Raw genomic sequence first — 18,523 nt, 5'->3', positions numbered from 1 at the left:
GGTCTGGCTTTCTAAAAAACGCCGACAGCTCACCTTTACTCATTCTAAAGTCAGCTAATTTAAGCACCGCTATCATATAGTCATCTTTATAACTCATCGCAATACGGATTTTGCGCAGCACTTCGTTATTGCTTAATCGCTCTTTTGGCCCCAGTTCTTGAGGCATTTGCCCTTCTTGACGCCCACGGTTTTTAATAATCAATCCATCAAGAAACAGCGCAATAATCTTGTCGCGACACGGTAGATAGCCCTCTTCGCCTTCCCGCTTCATCACAGCATGTAAATAATCAATTTCCATGTCGTAGTTAACTAATTTAAAAATACTTATGGCGGCGGTATCGTTGATAGCTAATGCATAACGAAGGCGACGTAGAACATCGTTGTGGATCATGAAAATGGGCCTGAAAAGTGGAGTAGCCAATAATTGGTATGGATTACAGTGTAGCGCAACGTGCGCTTTCGCATATTTTACACTACTTGGCCATTCGCATCTATCGCGGGCTGTCAGGTGCATAATTTCTACCAACACATAGTGAAACCAAATTAACGTAGTTGGCGTAACGACATTGTACATCTGGTTTCGCTCATTTCATCGGCGTACCGAAATTGAGCTCATTGGTAGAAGGATACTTCCATGGCAACATTAAATCTCAACGGGAAAGACGTTAGTCTTCCCGATGATCCACGAACGACTTTGTTAGATTTTCTCCACCAGCATTTATCACTTTTTGGCACCAAAAAAGGTTGTGACCACGGTCAATGTGGTGCTTGTACCGTTATCGCTGACGGCAAGCGTATTAATGCATGCTTAGTGTTTGCATTCCAGTTAGAAGGCGCTGAAGTCACAACTATTGAAGGCATCGGTGAAGGTGAGAGTCTTCATCCGCTGCAAAAAGCTTTTATCGAGCGTGACGCGTTTCAGTGTGGCTATTGCACATCTGGTCAAATATGTTCAGGCGTATCCCTACTTAGGGAAATGAAAAATGAAGACCCTAGCGCAGTTACTTATAGTCAAACTCGTCACAGTAAAGCTTCATTGAAAGAAGATATCAGCGAACGCATGAGCGGTAACCTATGCCGCTGCGGCGCCTACCCTAATATTGTGGATGCTATAACCGATGTTATTGCTTTGGAGAGACAATAATGCAGCCATTCACTCTTCATCATTATAACGGCGAAAAGCCGTTGAGTAGCCTGCACCTGGACACAACATCACGTTTTTTGGCCGGAGGTACAAACCTAATAGACTTAATGAAACTACAGGTAGAAACGCCTAAAACATTAGTAAGTCTTGCGAAATGGCATAAAGCTAACACTATCAGCGAAGACGACAATTACTATTATATTGGCGCCATGGTGACTAATTCTGACTTAGCGAAGTTCGCTCACACGCAGCCCAATGTGTCTTTACTTGCGCAAGCTTTATTAAGCGGTGCAACAGTTCAACTTAGAAATAGGGCAACCACTGCAGGCAATTTGCTACAACGCACCCGCTGTTATTATTTTTACGACACCACAAAAGCCTGTAATAAACGAGAGCCAGGCACTGGCTGCAGCGCATATGACAGCATGAATAGAATTCATGCCATACTTGGCACCAGTGAGAGCTGTATTGCCACACACCCTTCCGACATGGCCGTAGCCATGATTGCGCTTAACGCACAAGTACATACACAGCAACCTGATGGCAACACGCGTCAAATCGCGCTACGAGATTTCTACCGTGAGCCAGGCGACACGCCGCACATAGAAACCCAATTAGACGAAGATGAACTTATCACCCATGTCAGCATAAAGAAAAAAGCAAACGGTACTCAGTACTATCACAAAGTACGCGACCGTTCTTCCTATGCGTTTGCACTCGTTTCTGTTGCGGCTGGATTGAAAATTGAAGATGGTCGTTTTAAAGACCTTTCTCTCGCCTTTGGTGGTGTGGGCACCAAGCCTTGGTATCCGCAAAAAGCAATCAGTTTTCTTGAAGGCGCGGAACCAACCCAAGAAGTCATATTGCAAGCCGCGGAAGCTGAGTTATCCGAAGCAAAAACGTTTGGCAGTAATGACTTTAAACCAGAACTATTGCGCAGGACGTTAACAAAAGTGCTTTTAGAGTTAGCAGAACATCAGGTAAAGCACCCAGGACATGAAGGAGCTTTATATGACAACGCATAATGCCAAAACTGTAGGGACGCCAGTTAATCGAGTTGATGGTTCAGCAAAGGTGTCAGGTCAAGCAAGGTACGCTGCGGAGCATATGAGCGATCGCACTCCTTTGATAGGCTGGGTTGTATCAAGTGATACTGCCGTAGGTAAAATCACATCCCTTAATACAGAGCAAGCGGAACAGGCCGAAGGCGTACATGCAGTTATCACGTATAAAAATGCAGGTACTCTTAAGCCATTTAGCAAGCCTGCAGATGAAAGCAGGTTTACTCAAAGTCGCGCCGTACTTAACGAACCTCACATTCGTCATTTCGGTGCGCCGGTCGCTCTAGTTATTGCTGATACGTTGGAGCAAGCACGCTATGCCGCAAGTCTAGTTACCTTCACCATAGACGGTGAAATACCAGATTTGCTGACAGAATTCGATGATGCAACGCAAAAACCGCCGTCGCTAGATGGTGGGTTTGAGGCAGATGCATCTAGCGGTGATAAACCGCAGCAAAGTGATATTCAAGCAAGCATTAACGAAACTTATACTACACCAAGCCAAATCTCTGCCGCTATGGAGCCTCATGCCACGGTTGCCGACTTTAAAGATGGAAAGCTTGAGGTCTATTGTAGCGTTCAGATTATAGCGACGGCTGTTGAGGCGCTTGCAATTACGCTTGAAATGGATGAAGCAGACATCGTAGTGCAGAGCCCCTTTGTAGGTGGCGGGTTTGGCTCTAAGCTAGGTCTTCATTACGATGCAACGCTCGCTTGTATAGGGGCCAGGTATTTAGAGCGGGCTGTCAAAGTGGTGTTAAGCAGGCGTCAGGTCTTTTATAACACCCCTCATCGAGGGCACAGCATACAGAAAATCAGGCTTGCTTCTGGTGATGATCATGCACTGTTAAGCGTACAACACAAAAGCGCTATGCCAAAAGCCAAGGGCTATGAGTTTGCCGAAGCAACAGGGGCTGGCGCACGGGTTACCTATAAATCTCAGTTCATTGAAAGTACGCATAGGGTCAAAGACGTAGACCTGCCGCTTATCGACTCTACCCGTTCTCCCGGAGATGCCATTGGTTCCCTTGCTTTTGAATCGGCCATTGATGAACTTGCCCACGAAGCCGGTATCGACCCGCTTACGTTTCGCATAAAAAACCTGCCGGTAGTTCATCCTATGAAAGGCACGCGGTTTACCACCCACAACTTAGGTGAGTGCCTTCGTCAAGGCGCGCAAAACTTCAAGTGGCAGCATAAAACACAGCCCACACCGGGTAAACAAATCGGCCATGGCGTAGCGAGTGCTATGCGTATGAATGTGCTGGTGGAAAGTTCAGCTGAAGTGGAATTGAGTGCTACCGGTGAGGTAACGGTTCGCACTGATATGACAGATATTGGTACAGGCACCTACACTATTCTCACACAAATTGCCGCCGATACTTTAAATACGTCGGTAGACAATGTCACAGTAAAACTCGGTGATAGCCGCTACCCTGCTTCATGTGGTTCAGGTGGCTCATTTGGCGCAGCAAGCTCTGGTTCGGCGGTAAAAAAGGCTTGTGAAGCGCTTATTGCGAATATTAAAAGCTCACTTCCCCCAGCCCTTAGCCAAGCTGAAGTACAAATTTTAGATGGGCAAATAAAGTTAGTTTCGATTGCACAAGGTGATGATGAAGAAGTAAGTCGTCCGGTATTACTCGCCAACTTTATGTCCGACAGCGACTTCCCCATATCAGCAACCGGTAAAGTATCCGAGGATGACACCAGCGATGATGAGCAGTATTCATGTGGCGCTCATTTCGCGGAAGTAGAGGTAGATAAATACACGGGTGAAGTTAGGCTACTTCGCCAATACGGTATGTTCAGCGCGGGGCAAATCTTGAATATGAAAACAGCTGCATCTCAAATAAAAGGGGGAATGGTATGGGGCGCTGGCTACGCACTTACTGAAGGGATCCATCACCATAAAGACACGGCAAGCTTTGTAAATCCAGATTTTGGTGAATATCATGTGGCAGTCAATCGGGACATTGCCGAAGTTAGCCTGGATTTCTTACAAGAGGCAGATTATGCCGCATCGCCAGTGGGTGCAAAAGGTATTGGTGAACTAGGCATTACTGGAGCAGGCGCCGCCATCGCTAACGCAATTTATGATGCATGCAAAGTGAGAGTACGAGACTTCCCCATTACCATGGATAAAATAATCGCTGGTAAAAACTAAGCAAAAAAAGCGGCCTAACAAGGCCGCTTCACATTTTACTATTTCAAATGGCTATCAAAAAAGTCTACCGTTCGACGCCACGCTAATTCAGCATCTTTGGGACTATAACGACTTGTTGAATCGTTGTGAAAGCCATGCTGTGCTTTAGCGTAAGTAAAGGCCTCATACTCAGCAGCATTTTTTTCTAATACTACTTTGTATTCCTCCCATGTCGCATTCACTCGCTTATCGTTTTCAGCAAAGTGAATCAATAAAGGGCCTTTTACTTGATCGACTAAGGGCTGTTTCGCTGGGGTCCCGTAGAAAGGAACAGCAGCGTCCACCTTGTCAGGTATACTGGCTGCTAGAAAATTAACAATATACCCACCAAAGCAAAAACCTACTACACCAAGCTTGCCTGTGGTTTTTTCGTGCTCTTTTAACCACAGTGCTGCCGCTACCATATCTTGTTCTATCTTGTCCTTATCAAGGCTCTTTTGCATAGCACGACCATCGTCATCATTTCCCGGGTAGCCACCTAACGGAAACAGCGCGTCAGGTGCAAACGCTACATAGCCTTGCATAGCGAGCCTTCTGGCTACGTCTTTTATATAAGGGTTAAGCCCGCGATTTTCGTGTACCACTAAAACGCAAGGCGCAACGCCAGATTCCGGTAGCCTAGTGGGCTGCACTAAATAACCGCCGCCTTCACCATGGCCTTTGGGCGAGGAAAAAACTTCGTAAGTCGCTTTAATTGCAGGGTCGTTAAACGAAACCTGTTCTGCTTTGGCATAGTCAGGGATCAGTGCGCCACCAATAGCGCTCACGGTCAAACCTGCAACTGAAAGCGAAGCAAGCCTGGTTAAAAACGTTCGACGGTCTATGTCCCCGTGGGCGTATTCATCGTACCAATCAAACGCTTCTTGAGGGATACTAAGTGATGCTTCTTGCGATAATTTTTGCGGTTTTGGGGTGTTGTTTCGCTTCATCTGTTTTAACCCTAATGTGGTAGCACAAACCCCGTGCTCCGAAAATTGTCGATAACATCTACTCTACGTGGGATAACTAAGAAAGCAAAGCGCAATTCATTTTTAAAACAATAACTATCTACGTCACATAGACTCAGTACCTTGTAACCACCAAGACGCGGCAACTTGAAGTGGCGAGGGGTCGTTGGTATCAGAGACCCAAACAACGAGGGCGTGTTTTTTGGCTTTTATATGAGTATTAGTGGGCAAAGGCAGACTAGCCACATTTTGCTGAGCATGAGCATTGCCGCCGCTGCCACTCAATAACGCGTTTTCATAATCGACTACTATAAAGTCGTGAGTGAGTTTACGCCCAGCGTTTTCTCCCCGCTTGACTGAGGTTTCTATGCCAAAGCCAAGTAACGCAGCGTGAACAACTAGCGTGTTCGATGTACTTCTGTTGATATTGTTGAAGGACACATCAATGATGTTGTTTTGAACCGAAGCATGAAGCTTACCAGCCAAAGGGGCGACTCGGTTAGGTAACGACTGCCCCTGAAACCATCCATTCCAAGCACGACCATTTAAAGCAAAACCTGGCGTGGCAATGGTGTTTGCTTTGCCTACACGCTTGTAGTCTCGCTGCCGTTTACTAAAAGTACTGTCAGCAAATGGATCCTTCCAGCCTAGATAATCCCAGTAGTCCACGTGAAAGTTAATGGGAACCAGTTCTGTCCATAATTTATCGCTCTCTACAAACCCTGAAATCCATTTTTCCGCAGGCGGGCAGCTGCTGCAACCCTGAGATGTATAAAGTTCTAAGACGGTTGTTTGGTTGGGCGTACTGGTAAGTATGAAAGGCGTGTTTGTTGATTCATTGGTTGCTATATTTGTTGCTACGTCTGTCGCTACATCTGTTGCTAGCAGCGGCGTAGATGACAGCGTAGTTAATAGCGCTGATTCTGACGCTAGTGCATGTGCTGAACCTGACGTTTTGCTCTCATTAGAATGCAGAGTAAGGGCAGCTTTAACTATGGGGTTCTTTGTGGCTTGACTTGAAGCATTATCAAGGTCGCTATTTGTAGATGTTGAAACCTTCGAGTGTTCCGGTTGCGCATTGATACGCCAGTCATAATCAATGAACCGCAGTTTATAATTCTTAGGAATAGGTTCGGCTAGATACTGGTTAATGTATTGAGGCAAGTCCTTTGCTTTACCTGAAGCGACAAAGTCTTCAGTATAAAAATCGAGGATTTCCGAAACGTACACGCGCTTGCGTTTGTCATCAAAGTAAAAGTGTTTCTTACTCCCAAAGAACTCACGAGTGGCTTGTTCAAGAGTGTCGTCTAAGGTTTCTGCATAAAACGGCGTTTGCGGTAGCCTTGGGCAATCTTTTACCATGCAGTTAAGCGCAAAGTGGGCTCTGGGCTCGTTAAGCGGTCTAATTACATCGTTTTCAAAATCATATAAATTTGTGACTTTACCGCCAATCACCACATCGCGAAACTTGAAAAAAGCTGCTCGTGAAAAGAAACTGGTAAAGCCATCGGGAATACCTTTTTCAATGACACCGTACATGGCTAACGCATTATAGCTATTGATGTAATAGGCCATTATGAATTGTGGTGAGTCAAACAATTCAGGCGTCATTTCAGGGCTAGCAAAACTAATAAAATTAATGACGTTTTCAAGGGGCACTATATCTTTAGATAACCCCTTGAAATCGGTTCGCCCCTGCTCATCTACATAGTGTTGGAGTACATATTCCCAGTCTTGCGATGCCTTTCGATAGGCTTGCTCAAGCTCTTTTATCGCTGCGGTTTCAACACTGTAATCAATTCTCTGCTTATCAGACGCCTGGCTACTGTTGGCAGCTGGTAAAATATACAACAGCAGCATGGACAAGATAATGGCTAACACATTCCCAAATTGAGGAAATCGGCGAGGCTTCATGATCTTCTCCTTACACGCTTTTGGCTGGATGGTGACGCTTGCCATTTGTACTAAGCGCATTTGCTGACAGCGAACTAGGTGTTGCTGTATCTGGGATTTCGCGAATGGGTATTACATTATTTTGTTTGTAGCGTTCTCCCAATAACTGGTACTGCTTTTTCTGCCCATGGCGGTCGGTATATGTCAGAGGCTTCAATATATGTTCATCGCGCTCGGCGTTGTGCTTGCACATAGAGATGGGACCATCTGCGGTCATAACCATGAATGAACACGCATCAATTCTGTCTTGCTGAAGGGCGTTGGCATCCATAAAGTTCTGAACAAAAAACGACAATTTGTGCACACGTCCTTTGCTTTTGAAAACGCTGCTACGCATTTCAAACAGTTTCAATGAGGTCTCTTTAGCCAGTGTCCAAATCCACTTTGGCCTAGCAAGCAGTGCTTTACTGTAATCCCATAAAATCTTTGCCATGCCGTGCTGTCGAGTTGTTTGTATGTGCTTAAAATCCTCAATGAACTGCGCAAATAAGTGTGCATCATCGACGACGGAATAAACCTGTTTATTAGCGACTAACGTTGGCATGTAGCTATGACAGTCGTTATGCCCAATACGTACTTTTTCCCACGGCAGCGCTTTGCTAATTGTTTTTTCTATAGCGGCTTTCACCGTTACGGGGTCAATTACATCAGCTCTTGCTCCCCATTCCCCTCGGCCTGTTTCTGCCTGTAGCTGAAATGAGGCGAAACTTACGGCGTCTGCATGCTGCACAAAAAAATCCACCAGCATGGGCAATTCTTTGAAATTATCGGTGTGCACGGTGGTGTTAAAAATAATCATAAGCCCCAAGCCTTTGGCCCGTTCTATGTATTCTTCGCGGATAGCATTTAGCGATGCTTCATCAGGGAAACCTTTACGTTCTTGGGTGGTATCAACGTGAAAAGCGACATCGTTTAAGCCAACTTTAGCTAAAGCTGTTAGCAGGTCACGGGAAGCCGCAATACCGTTGGTGAAAAGTGCGGTGTGCAAACCGAGCTTATTGGCATATTCGACAATTTCAATTAGCTCGCTGCGCTTTCTTAACGTAGGGTCACCACCGGTTATTTGTACACTGGTACCAGGACCATAGTGACGAAGGACATTGTCTAATCGCTTAAACACTTCTTGAATGGGAATGTCGCGAACCGCTTGCGAATGCTCAGATAAATAGCATAAGGTGCAATCAAGATTACACTTTTGCGTGATTTCAACAGCAACACAACCTATGGTGTGCGTGCGGCCCAGCAGCTGATTTGGGGTGAAATGTTCACCCATGCGTTTTTGGGTATGAAGAAGTTGTTGATTTCTAGTGATACCAGGGGAGCACGCCATGTCAATGCGCCTTTTTCGAACTACACAGTATCAACAAAGACCTATTACATATAAAAATACTTTCACGGCGTGCCGTTTTTTTGCACTAGTTTTATTGTCATGCAACGCACTCGCTTCTTCTGATACAACTGAAAACCAATCGCTATTCACAACAACGTCGACTTCGTTCGAAGAAGTAAAAAGCCGTGTTTTTTCAGATCCCTATTCGGCGCTACCGCAATATGAAGTGTCGCGGAAACACTTCGATGCTGACGGTGAAAACCTGCTGCTAAGTCACGCTAAAAGAACCCTTTCTTCCAACGCAAATTTTATAGAATTAGGTACCAAGCATAAGCTACTTCAAGCTAATGGTATTTGCTTCTCTGGCACGTGGAAAATTAATCACAGCAGTCCTTATTCAGGGCTTTTTCAAGCACGCACAAACGTGCCGGTTATTGTAAGAGCGTCAGTCAGCTTAAGCGGTACAAAGCAGCGAGATAAGCGTGCTTTTGGTATGGCAATCAAGCTTTTCCCCAATACCCAAAGTACGGTTACTGAAAACATATTTTTAATGCACTCGCTGGGCGGCACTAAAACCCAGCACGTGGCCAACTTACCTATGACCAACGAGCCCGCTCTGGGCGAATTGCCGCCTTTCAGTCAATTGCTAACCGCTTATCGCTTGGAAAGCGATCTTGAAGAAGCAGATCAAGCGTTTAGCGGAAAAAATGCGAATGCGCGTTTCAGACCTGTTTCACATTTGGCAGAAGTACTGCTTCCCAACGACGAAATAGCGAATAACGTAAGGCAAGGTCCTTACTGGCTAAAAGCGTCGTTAAAACCTGATATACCGCTAGTGAATAAAGATGACTTTAGGGATGAATTGTCGTTGCAGCACTACCCAAATAAGACGCTATCTTGGGTTTTATCTGCTGCCAATTTTAACGATGCAGGGATAGGTAAAGCCCAATGGCAAGAGATAGGAGAAATGACATTGACTGAATCTGTGGCCTCCCTTACCTGCGACACGAAACTTCACTTTAATCACCCTGCAATCAAATGACGCTAAGCAATTCCGTTTAAACGGGTAAACCTCGCGTTAGAGTGTTTTTACTGCCTATTGAGATTACCGTATAGTGAGCAATGTTTTCATTGTTTTAGTATTAGTGTTGTTTCATGTCCGGTTCCTTTCGCAAGAACAGTCGCAAATACAGCCGCAGTATTCACTTGTGGCTGTCGCTGGTTATTTTTATTCCTGTGATCATTGTTATTGCGAGCGGTTTATTATTGCAGGTTAAAAAAGAATTCGACTGGATCCAACCACCAACACAAAAAGTGCAGAATACCCAAACCAACGGGCCTACGATTTCCTTCGACGACGTGCTACACGCTGTAAAACAAGTGCCTGAGGTTAGTTTAAACAGCTGGGACGATATAGACCGGTTAGACGTGCGCCCCACAAAAGGCATCATTAAAGTGCGAGGGAAGAACCATTGGGAGGTTCAACTGAATGCACAAAATGGTGATGTACTTCAGGTTGCGTACCGACGCACAGACACCATTGAAGCTATTCATGACGGTAGTTGGTTCTTTGAGGGCGCTAAGCTATGGCTGTTTTTGCCCGCTGCCCTATTGCTTTTTGTGCTGTGGGTAACTGGCCTTGTCATGCTTTACACCACCATGAAAAGTAAATATCGAAAGAACAAATTTCGTCAGCCCTTAAACAACTCATAACAGATAAGTTATCGCTAGTTGAACACTTTCGCCCTGCGCAAATGCCGCTTTGTCATCAGCGCTGGTATAATACTGTTGATTGGTTAAGTTGCGCCAGCTAGCTTGAAGCTGAACCCGCTCGTTTAACTGCCAATCAACGCCCATGTCCAGCGTAAATACCTCATCAAGAGCTCGCTCTCCGTCAGCAATATCCGTCTTACTTGCACGATAGGCAAATATCGTAAAAAACCGCACAGCTTGCCATTGAACGCCTAAATCAAGCCTCTGACTGTTTGCAGGTATATCTGCGATGCTATTACCCAAATCGTCTTCACCGCTAATCCACATTCCGCTAAGTCGAGCGTCTAATGCGTCATTGTGCGATTGCCAACTAAGTTGATAGCTCACCCCCTCTATCGTTGCACTGTCTAAATTAGAATATTGAAGCACATCTTCAGCAACCATAATGCGTTCAATATAGTTATCAATTTTCTGATTAAACACCTCTATCGAGCCTTGCAGTTGCTCACTGCTGTAAGCAACACTGGCTTGCATATTTAACGCTTGCTCTGTTTCAAGTTTGAGGCTGCCCAACACAGTACCGCGAGGCGTTTCGCCAGCAAAGAAACGTTCAGTTAAAGACGGATTTCGAAACGCGCTAGACACATACATACCAGCCGCCCAATGCTGAGAAAGCTGATAATTTGCGCCTAAATACCCGCTTAGATTAGTGTTAGTCTGAGCAGTGCTAGATTGGAATGTATTGGCACCTGAATCATCAGACTGGCGCTGCCAGTCTGCCCGTGCGCCAAGGGCGAGCGACAAGCTTTGCCACTGTCGTGAGGCATCAGCAACCGCTGCGGTAGTAATCTCGCTTGCATCGAGAGTACGCACTTCATAGGCAAGCTCTGCTTCAAATGCATTTGTTATGAAACTGGGCGATGTGGTGTCAGGTAACGCGCGTTCCGCTGGTGTTAATGTGAATTCTCTCTCATCTGCCACTACGCCGTCTCGACCAGTAACTTGCAGCTGCCAGTTCAAATCCCAGTCTTTCAGCTGCGTATCTGTGCTTATGTTAAACCCATAGTCAAACGCCTTGTTTTCGCTGTCGTTGATGCGGCTTTCTGGTCGCAACACCGAGGTTTCTAGGCTAGATTTATGCCACCAGACATTTCCAGTAAATAGATGACTTTCAAACGCTATTTTGCCAAGCCAGTGCGTGTTGTCCGGGTAGGTGGTTATTCTGCTTTCTGGGAAGTCACTGCTCGACTTACCAATGTCGTTATTATCAGAATAAAGCGTCCACGCCTCTTTTATGACGCTATCTACCGGCCTGTGTCTAACAAATAGCCCTGATTGTTCGAATTGATCAAACAGCGAGCCCCCATTCGCATCTTCTCCATTGTCGGCGCTTCTGTATGAAATGTTCCAGTCTGTCTCGCTCACTTCAGTTAGGCTGTTGCTATTGTCTGCACGGCGTGTGCTGCCAGCATAGCTCAGCGCCTTCATTTGTTGATTGCTGCTGTAGCCAACGCGTAGGTGAGGCTTTTGAATTTCCCCAAAATGCAAGTTCACCGCGCCACCTATCGCTCCCGAGCCTAGGTAAGTGGAAGCGGCGCCCGGTAATACAGATACTGTTGAAATAAAGTCAGGTGGAATAAAGCCTATGCTAGACCCTGCCCGCCTGTCGCTCACAATCGGTACGCCGTCTAGCAGGGTTTGAATTCGCCACCGCGAATACCCTCGGATACTGATGCTTTGTATTTGCCCGCCCTGCCCATTTAACGACACAGAAGGAGATTGAAGTAAGACATCATTGGTATGTAACGGCGCTACTAGGCCACTTTTATCAAACTCATATTGCGGAAAAATGCGCGAAAGCGTCTCGTCGTAATAGGGTCGTGCAGCCGTTACTGTGTAGCGCTCTACCTCGTTGAGCGGTGCACCTTGGGCAACGCTAAAAGATGATGTAAGCAGTAAAGGTAGTGCAGCAATAGATACCGATAAACCAGACGAGGATTTAGAAGACACTGAAAAACTTGAATCTAGCAAAAAAGAAAACAATGATGATCTCACTACGCGATACATACCTGTGAAAATAAGTGTGCACCGAAAAAGTTGGCAAAGAAAATGAAAAACGCGGCAGTAAAACTACCGCCGCGTACTAAGCAAAATGATGCTTAATTACCGCTATTTGGCGATTACAGGAAGACCCGTAGTCCACGGTCCACCAGCATCAATCACCGCTTGTTGAAGTGATGGTACAGTACGCTGCTGCAATGTACCGATTCGTTTCACTACATCATCTAGACCATCGTTGGCGTAACCGAGCTGGTCTTTATGCTGCTGTGTTGGTCCGTAAGAAGACCCTAGTGCAGAACGGGCATAGCTCAATCGGCTCAACACATTTGCAGGCTTAATACCCATTTTATCGCGAGATGAAAGGCCAAACAGAACTTTGTTTACCCCGTTAATTTCATCTTGAATAGCAGCGTATTGCGCTTCAAGACTGTTCACATCACTTGGCGTGCGATCAATCGCGGTACGCAAAAGGTCCATGGTTTCTTTTAATTGCTTCAGTACAGTCGTCGATGATAATGCACGTTTTTGCGCATCGTTCACCGCATTACCATATGCTTCAATTTCAGCATGCGTAGCACCTTTCAGCGCGCCGTCGTAGATAGATTCCAATACAAATGACGCTGGCTCAGAAAGCGCTGTTACCGTGGAGCCTTCTCGCTTAAATAACGTCGCGGTATAGCTGCCTGGTAGCGCCATGAGTCCATTGTTCTTGCTGTCTTTGTCAGTAAGCGGAATAGTGAGTGAATATTTCATATCCCAGGTAATACGGTGTAAGCCTTTCTTTGTGTTACCTTCTACACGCTTCACTAAGTCACCATCACTGTCGCGTACTTCGACATACACTGCTGGGGCAGCTTCTTGGTTTTCAGCTTCAACCGCTTCCCAGCTTGGATACTTAGGGTACTTTTTGTCTTCTATAAGTTTCTTTTCGGCTTCTTGGCGCTTTTCTTTGGCCGTTAGCAGACTGTCTTTCAAATAGTAGGTGAAGGTTGCACCGTGCTCGGGGTTCTCGGCGACAAAGCGATCGTCACCATCAGAGTCTGTGTGATTATCATCTAACTGGAACCACTTAACCGGTCGACTTGGCGCGAACAAGATGGCGTCTTTTTGCATCGACTTCTCGGTTAATGAACGCAGCGGCGCATAATCATCAAGTATGTAGATACCGCGACCAAACGTACCTGCGACTAAGTCATTCTCGCGACGTTGAATTTTCACATCGCGGGTTGAGATGGTCGGCATACCACCGTCTAACTCAACCCAGTCTTTACCGCCATCTACCGAGAAAAACACACCGAATTCAGTACCGATAAACAATAAGTCCTTATTTACGTGGTCTTGTACAATACGCCACACTAAGTGCTTTTCAGGTAAATCATCAGCTAATGAAGTCCAGCTTTTCCCTAAGTTAGTCGACTTGATTAAATAAGGTTTGTAATCACCATATTTGTGATTATCAAGGGCAACATATACCGTATTGGGATCAAACAAGTCAGCGCGAATATCATTCACGTACGAATTGGCTGGAATCCCCTTAATGTCATCTAGCTCAATCTTTTTCCAAGATTTACCACCATTAGTGGTCACTTGGATAATACCGTCGTCGGTACCTGCCCACAGAATATTTTCATCTACCGGGCTCTCAGCAAAGTTGGCAATGGTATGAAACTCTGTCATGGCATACAGGTCCCAGCCGGCTTCTACTGACCACGTGCGCCCCATAAGTGGCGAATGCATGCGATTGCCGTTTTTAGTGAGATCACCCGACACTGCCGTCCAACTGTCACCGCGATCATCACTTCGCCAAACCCGCTGTGAGGCAAAATAGATACGCGCAGGATCATGTGCAGACACATTAATCGGCGCATCCCAGTTAAACCGCTCTGCAGGGTCGCCTGGTAGTGGCTGAGGCTTAACATACACCCCTTCTCGGGTAGTCGTATCGACACGCACCAAATTTCCTTGCTGCCACTGCGAATACATAATGTCAGGGTTACCAGGCTCTACCGCTGGGCCGTGCCCATCACCGCCCAAGGTTAAGAACCAATCTTTGTTCTTTATCCCCTCTTCACGCATAGTGCGCGAAGGACCGCCTTGGGTGGAATTATCCTGTGCGCCAGCGTAGATCTTATAAAATGGTTTAGAGTCATCTGGCGCTACTTTATAGAACTGGGTTAATGGAAGGTTCGCCATAAAGCGCCAATTTGCCATTCTGTCGTGAGACATATAAATACCACCATCGGACCCCATCAATACGAAATCTGGATCGGTAGGATGGAACGCCATCGCGTGGTCGTCTACGTGCTTGCGTTTAGTGTTGATGGGCGTCCACGTTTTGCCGCCGTCATCCGACACTTTGCTGTAGTTACTGGCAATATAAACACGGTCAAATTGATGTTGGTCAGCGAATATTTCCTGATAATAGTGAGGACCTGTGCCACCGCCTACTTCATCTGACATTTTAGTCCAGCTAGCACCTTGGTCGGCTGAACGGTAGAAGCCACCACCACGATTATCGGTTTCAATGGTGGCATAAATCACATCTGGGTTCATGGGTGATATAGCCATACCAATTTTACCCATGTTGCCTTGTGGTAAACCTGTTTTAAGTTCAGTCCAGGTTTCGCCTCCGTCGCTGGAAGTATGGATACCTGCGCCTTCGTTCGTTCCCACATAGGCACCAATTGAACGCTGACGCGCCCACGTTGCAGCATAAAGTTTGTCTGGATTACGCGGGTCAATAAGTAGTGATGTTACCCCGGTCCATTCGTCAGCTGGCTTAAGCACTTGCTTCCACGTTTCACCGCCATCGGTCGTCTTATAAAGCCCTCGCTCGCCGCCGCCACTCCACAATGGTCCTTGGGCAGATACCCATACAATATCTGGATTTGTAGGGTGAATAATAATGTCAGAAACGTGCTCTGACTTCTTCAGACCCATATTCTTCCAGGTTTGACCGCCATCTAGCGATTTATATACACCGTCGCCAAAGCTAATGTGACGGCCACCATTATTTTCGCCCGTTCCCACCCAAATAATATTTGAGTTGCTTGGCGCAATGGTCACGTCACCAATGGAGTAAACAGGCTGGTCATCGAAAATTGGCGTCCAGGTCGTACCCGCGTTGGTAGTTTTCCACACGCCACCCGAGCCCACCGCGGTGTACCATGTTGAGGGATTGTTCTGATCGACTGCGATATCAGCGATACGCCCAGACATGTACGCAGGCCCAATGTTTCTCAGCTCCATGGCTTTGAATGTTGAACTGCTGAAGACTTCATTCTTGTCGTTTTTGTCTGCAAAGGCGGGGGTGCACGCAAGTGCAACTGATACAGCAACTGCCGCTTTAAGAAGCTTTTTCATTATTGTTATCCAGTGTGTTTGATAGGGCTCAAAACCCTTTTTTAATTTGTAGTACTATCACTCTATAGCATTACTAATAAATGCTTAAAGTTACAATGTAACATACGACCAACTGCCCATTACAAAAGTTGAAAATATTGTGCACCGACTTAACATTACTTAATATCTTGATGGTCATTAGCCAGTGCATTTTTTCAAAAAGTAGTTTAGCCCTACCGACTCAATCTGTACATTTATTCAACAAATCGTATATTATCCAATCTGGATCTTTGTTTTACTATTCAGGGCGTCAGCCTAAGAATACTGATACTGATTCACAGGATTCAAATAGACACGAAAAAGCTTAAAGGCTCGAAGGGAATACATAAAAATAATATGCGGATTAGACATCTAACAATTTTACTCGTCGTTGCCAGCGTTCTACTTAGTGCCTGCACACCTTCACAACCTACAAACAAAATTCTGATCAGTGGTCCTTTTGAACCAGTCAATAACGACCCGGCAAGTACCGGCTACATGTTTACGCGAATGCAAATTCTGGAAACTCTCATAGACGTGGATAACCAGGGTCAGCTTATCCCAGGACTTGCTAGCTCATGGTCAAATGATGAGGACTTTACTGTTTGGACATTTAATTTACGTCCTGATGTGTATTTTCATGACGGCACGTTAATGACCGCCGACGCCGTCTACAAAAGCCTTTCGGTCGCGTTTGGTAAACCAACGCCATTTTCAAAAGATATGATCGCCAACATGGAGGTGGTATCAGAATATTCTATCAAGTTCACCTTGAACCAAAGTTACCGTCCTTTCCCTTCCCTGTTAAGTAATTATGCAACTGCGATCGTGGCACCTGCTACCTTCGGCAAGTTCAATCGAATTAAAACCTTAATAGGTACAGGCCCCTATCAGATTACGCACTTTGAACCTCCCCACAATATTACAACCACGCGCTTTGACAATTATTGGGGCGAGCCCGCTGTTATTGAAAACGTTGAGTACGTAACGGGTCACCGCTCTGAAACGCGGGCGCTTATGGTACGAACGGGGCAAGCAGATATTGTGTACAACCTCGACCCTGCGGCGGTCAGCATGTTGCGCACGGACTCTAACGTAAACGTATTTAGCGACAGGATCCCTCGCACCACTTTAGTTAAGTTAAATAGCGGCCATCCTATCCTCTCAGATGTAAAAGTAAGGCAAGCACTGAGTTTAGCGATTGACAGAAAAGGCATTGTATCTGGCGTAATGCGTATATCGAATATCTCTGCTGATCAGCTATTTGGCCCAAATATTCGAGACTGGCATATTCGTTCTACTACAGATAATGCTACCAATACTATTTCAATGAGTGACGCTGACAATAATCCAACAATAAATAATAGCGTTGAAAATGGCGACTTATTATTAAATAGGAAAAAAGCGGCACAGCTGCTAACCGACGCGGGATGGTTAGAGGGTGAGGATGGCGTGCGCTACAAAAATGGCTCACCCTTAACGCTTGATATGATTACCTATGCCAATCGCCCAGAACTGATTACCATTGCCACGGCAATTCAAGATCAGTGGGCTAGCATTGGAGTGAAGCTTTCTGTCCATATGGAAAATGTAAGTGCCATTCCTTCAGGGCATGCTGATGGCACATTACAAACTGCACTTATGGCGCGTAACTTTGCTAACATCCCAGACCCTCTTGGTATAATGCTGGCTGACTTTTCTTCAAAAGAAGGCGGCGATTGGGGGCCAATGAACTGGCAAAATGAAAAAGTGTTTAGCGATTTAAAGACCTTGAGTCACACCACAGATGAACACGCTTACAAATCGTTGATATCATCAATTATGCAAGAAGTTCAGCAAGACGCTCCTCTTATCCCCGTTATGTACTATGTGCAGCAAACGGCGACTTCTAGCCGACTAAGAAACTTCAGCTTCGACCCTTACGAGCGTTCTTTTCGCGTATCTCAAATGAGAATAGCCCCATAATAATGAGAAAAATCCTACTTCAACGGCTGCTTCAAGCTGTACTGATGGCGTGGAGTGTAGGCACACTCACATTTATTATAACCCGTTCACTACCTGGAGATATGGCTTACAAAATAGCGGCTGGCCGCTACGGTGACGATGCGGTAAGTACAAGTGCCGCTAACGCCGTAGCAGAAGAACTTGGTCTGCACAGAAGCGCTTTCGAACAGTACGTAAGCTGGATGACTGATTTAGCCTCACTGGATTTAGGCAATAGCTTGGTCACAGGGGCCCCCATTGTTGTTGAGCTACAAAATCAGCTTTCTTACACCCTTGTTCTCGCTGGACTCGCTATTCTGGTATCCGCATTAATTGCGTTTCCTCTGGGAATTTATAGCGGCATCAGAAGCGCTCGAAAAAGTGAAAATACTCCTAAAAGCCGTGCTTCTCTTTTTGATAAAACAGCATTGGTGTTTTCCACATTCGTGCGCTCTCAACCGGTCTTTTGCTTGGGGCTAATTCTCATCTTTATTTTTGCACTAGAGCTCAACTGGCTACCGGTTGCGGGCTCTTCAGGCTTTGTTTATACCATATTACCTGTAATGACCTTAGGGTTAAGCCTGGCGGCTATATCAAACCGCGTAATTCGCAATAGCACTGTTAATGCGGTTCAATCGGGTTATTTCCATTTCGCCAAGATAAAAGGGTTAAGCGCTCTAGAAGCGTTTAGGTGCCATGCGCTACCTAACGTTGTAATACCTGCTCTAGCCTTCATGGGCATACAAC

At 45.9% G+C, this 18,523-nt stretch carries 13 protein-coding genes; 7 read left to right on the top strand and 6 right to left on the bottom strand.

What is annotated here, in order from left to right:
- Window positions 1–574, bottom strand: a 574-nt coding sequence (locus tag QVA83_RS21475) for a YehS family protein (RefSeq protein ID WP_287498952.1), incomplete at its 3' end; no start/stop codon positions are given.
- A gap of 60 nt (window positions 575–634) precedes the next feature.
- Here QVA83_RS21475 and QVA83_RS21470 point away from each other — a divergent pair.
- Genes QVA83_RS21470 through QVA83_RS21460 form a run of 3 tightly spaced genes read left to right on the top strand, consistent with a single transcriptional unit; the run spans window position 635 to window position 4,369 of the window.
- A complete protein-coding gene (locus QVA83_RS21470) occupies window positions 635–1,144 on the top strand; it encodes a (2Fe-2S)-binding protein (RefSeq protein ID WP_014950302.1) in 510 nt (169 codons plus the stop codon).
- Window positions 1,144–2,169 carry an FAD binding domain-containing protein gene (locus tag QVA83_RS21465; RefSeq protein WP_287498951.1) on the top strand — a complete coding sequence of 342 codons (1,026 nt, stop codon included), beginning with the start codon at window positions 1,144–1,146 and terminating at the stop codon, window positions 2,167–2,169. The genes QVA83_RS21470 and QVA83_RS21465 overlap by 1 nt, the downstream gene beginning before the upstream one ends.
- The gene (locus QVA83_RS21460) at window positions 2,156–4,369 is read left to right on the top strand and encodes a xanthine dehydrogenase family protein molybdopterin-binding subunit (RefSeq protein WP_287498950.1); all 2,214 of its coding nucleotides are present in this window, start codon (window positions 2,156–2,158) and stop codon (window positions 4,367–4,369) included. Before QVA83_RS21465 ends, QVA83_RS21460 begins: the two co-directional genes overlap by 14 nt.
- Window positions 4,370–4,407: 38 nt before the next feature.
- On the opposite strand, the gene QVA83_RS21455 is transcribed toward QVA83_RS21460, so the two are convergent.
- From QVA83_RS21455 to QVA83_RS21445, 3 genes are all read right to left on the bottom strand, one after another.
- On the bottom strand, window positions 4,408–5,337 hold the full coding sequence (locus QVA83_RS21455; protein WP_156078689.1) for a dienelactone hydrolase family protein: 930 nt from the start codon (window positions 5,335–5,337) through the stop codon (window positions 4,408–4,410).
- A gap of 123 nt (window positions 5,338–5,460) precedes the next feature.
- Window positions 5,461–7,269, bottom strand: a complete 1,809-nt coding sequence (locus QVA83_RS21450) for a DUF1223 domain-containing protein (protein WP_069944690.1) — start codon at window positions 7,267–7,269, stop codon at window positions 5,461–5,463.
- Between the two features lie 10 nt (window positions 7,270–7,279).
- Window positions 7,280–8,638: a radical SAM protein gene (locus QVA83_RS21445; RefSeq protein ID WP_069944691.1), complete on the bottom strand. Its 1,359-nt coding sequence runs from the start codon at window positions 8,636–8,638 to the stop codon at window positions 7,280–7,282.
- Here QVA83_RS21445 and QVA83_RS21440 point away from each other — a divergent pair.
- Together QVA83_RS21440 and QVA83_RS21435 are read left to right on the top strand one after the other, a co-directional pair.
- Window positions 8,637–9,680 carry a catalase family protein gene (locus QVA83_RS21440; RefSeq protein ID WP_156078690.1) on the top strand — a complete coding sequence of 348 codons (1,044 nt, stop codon included), beginning with the start codon at window positions 8,637–8,639 and terminating at the stop codon, window positions 9,678–9,680. The two genes, QVA83_RS21445 and QVA83_RS21440, sit on opposite strands and share 2 nt — an antisense overlap.
- A gap of 113 nt (window positions 9,681–9,793) precedes the next feature.
- Window positions 9,794–10,351, top strand: coding sequence for a PepSY domain-containing protein (locus tag QVA83_RS21435; protein WP_156078691.1), 558 nt, complete (start codon window positions 9,794–9,796; stop codon window positions 10,349–10,351).
- On the opposite strand, the gene QVA83_RS21430 is transcribed toward QVA83_RS21435, so the two are convergent.
- Together QVA83_RS21430 and QVA83_RS21425 are read right to left on the bottom strand one after the other, a co-directional pair.
- Window positions 10,346–12,361: a TonB-dependent receptor gene (locus QVA83_RS21430; protein WP_287498949.1), complete on the bottom strand. Its 2,016-nt coding sequence runs from the start codon at window positions 12,359–12,361 to the stop codon at window positions 10,346–10,348. The genes QVA83_RS21435 and QVA83_RS21430 overlap by 6 nt on opposite strands.
- 159 nt (window positions 12,362–12,520) lie before the next feature.
- Window positions 12,521–15,775: a VPS10 domain-containing protein gene (locus QVA83_RS21425; RefSeq protein ID WP_156078692.1), complete on the bottom strand. Its 3,255-nt coding sequence runs from the start codon at window positions 15,773–15,775 to the stop codon at window positions 12,521–12,523.
- Window positions 15,776–16,150: 375 nt separating this feature from the next.
- Between QVA83_RS21425 and QVA83_RS21420 the strand changes: the two genes are divergently transcribed.
- Window positions 16,151–17,758: an ABC transporter substrate-binding protein gene (locus QVA83_RS21420; RefSeq protein ID WP_287498948.1), complete on the top strand. Its 1,608-nt coding sequence runs from the start codon at window positions 16,151–16,153 to the stop codon at window positions 17,756–17,758.
- A gap of 2 nt (window positions 17,759–17,760) precedes the next feature.
- Window positions 17,761–18,523: ABC transporter permease (locus tag QVA83_RS21415; RefSeq protein WP_287498947.1), on the top strand; the 763-nt coding region annotated here is incomplete at its 3' end.

This window comes from Alteromonas sp. AO-Serp (assembly GCF_017849675.1).
Classification (GTDB): Bacteria; Pseudomonadota; Gammaproteobacteria; order Enterobacterales; family Alteromonadaceae; genus Alteromonas; species Alteromonas macleodii.
Note: the sequence above shows the minus strand (reverse complement) of the source record. Positions and strands in the feature narration are given on the sequence as shown.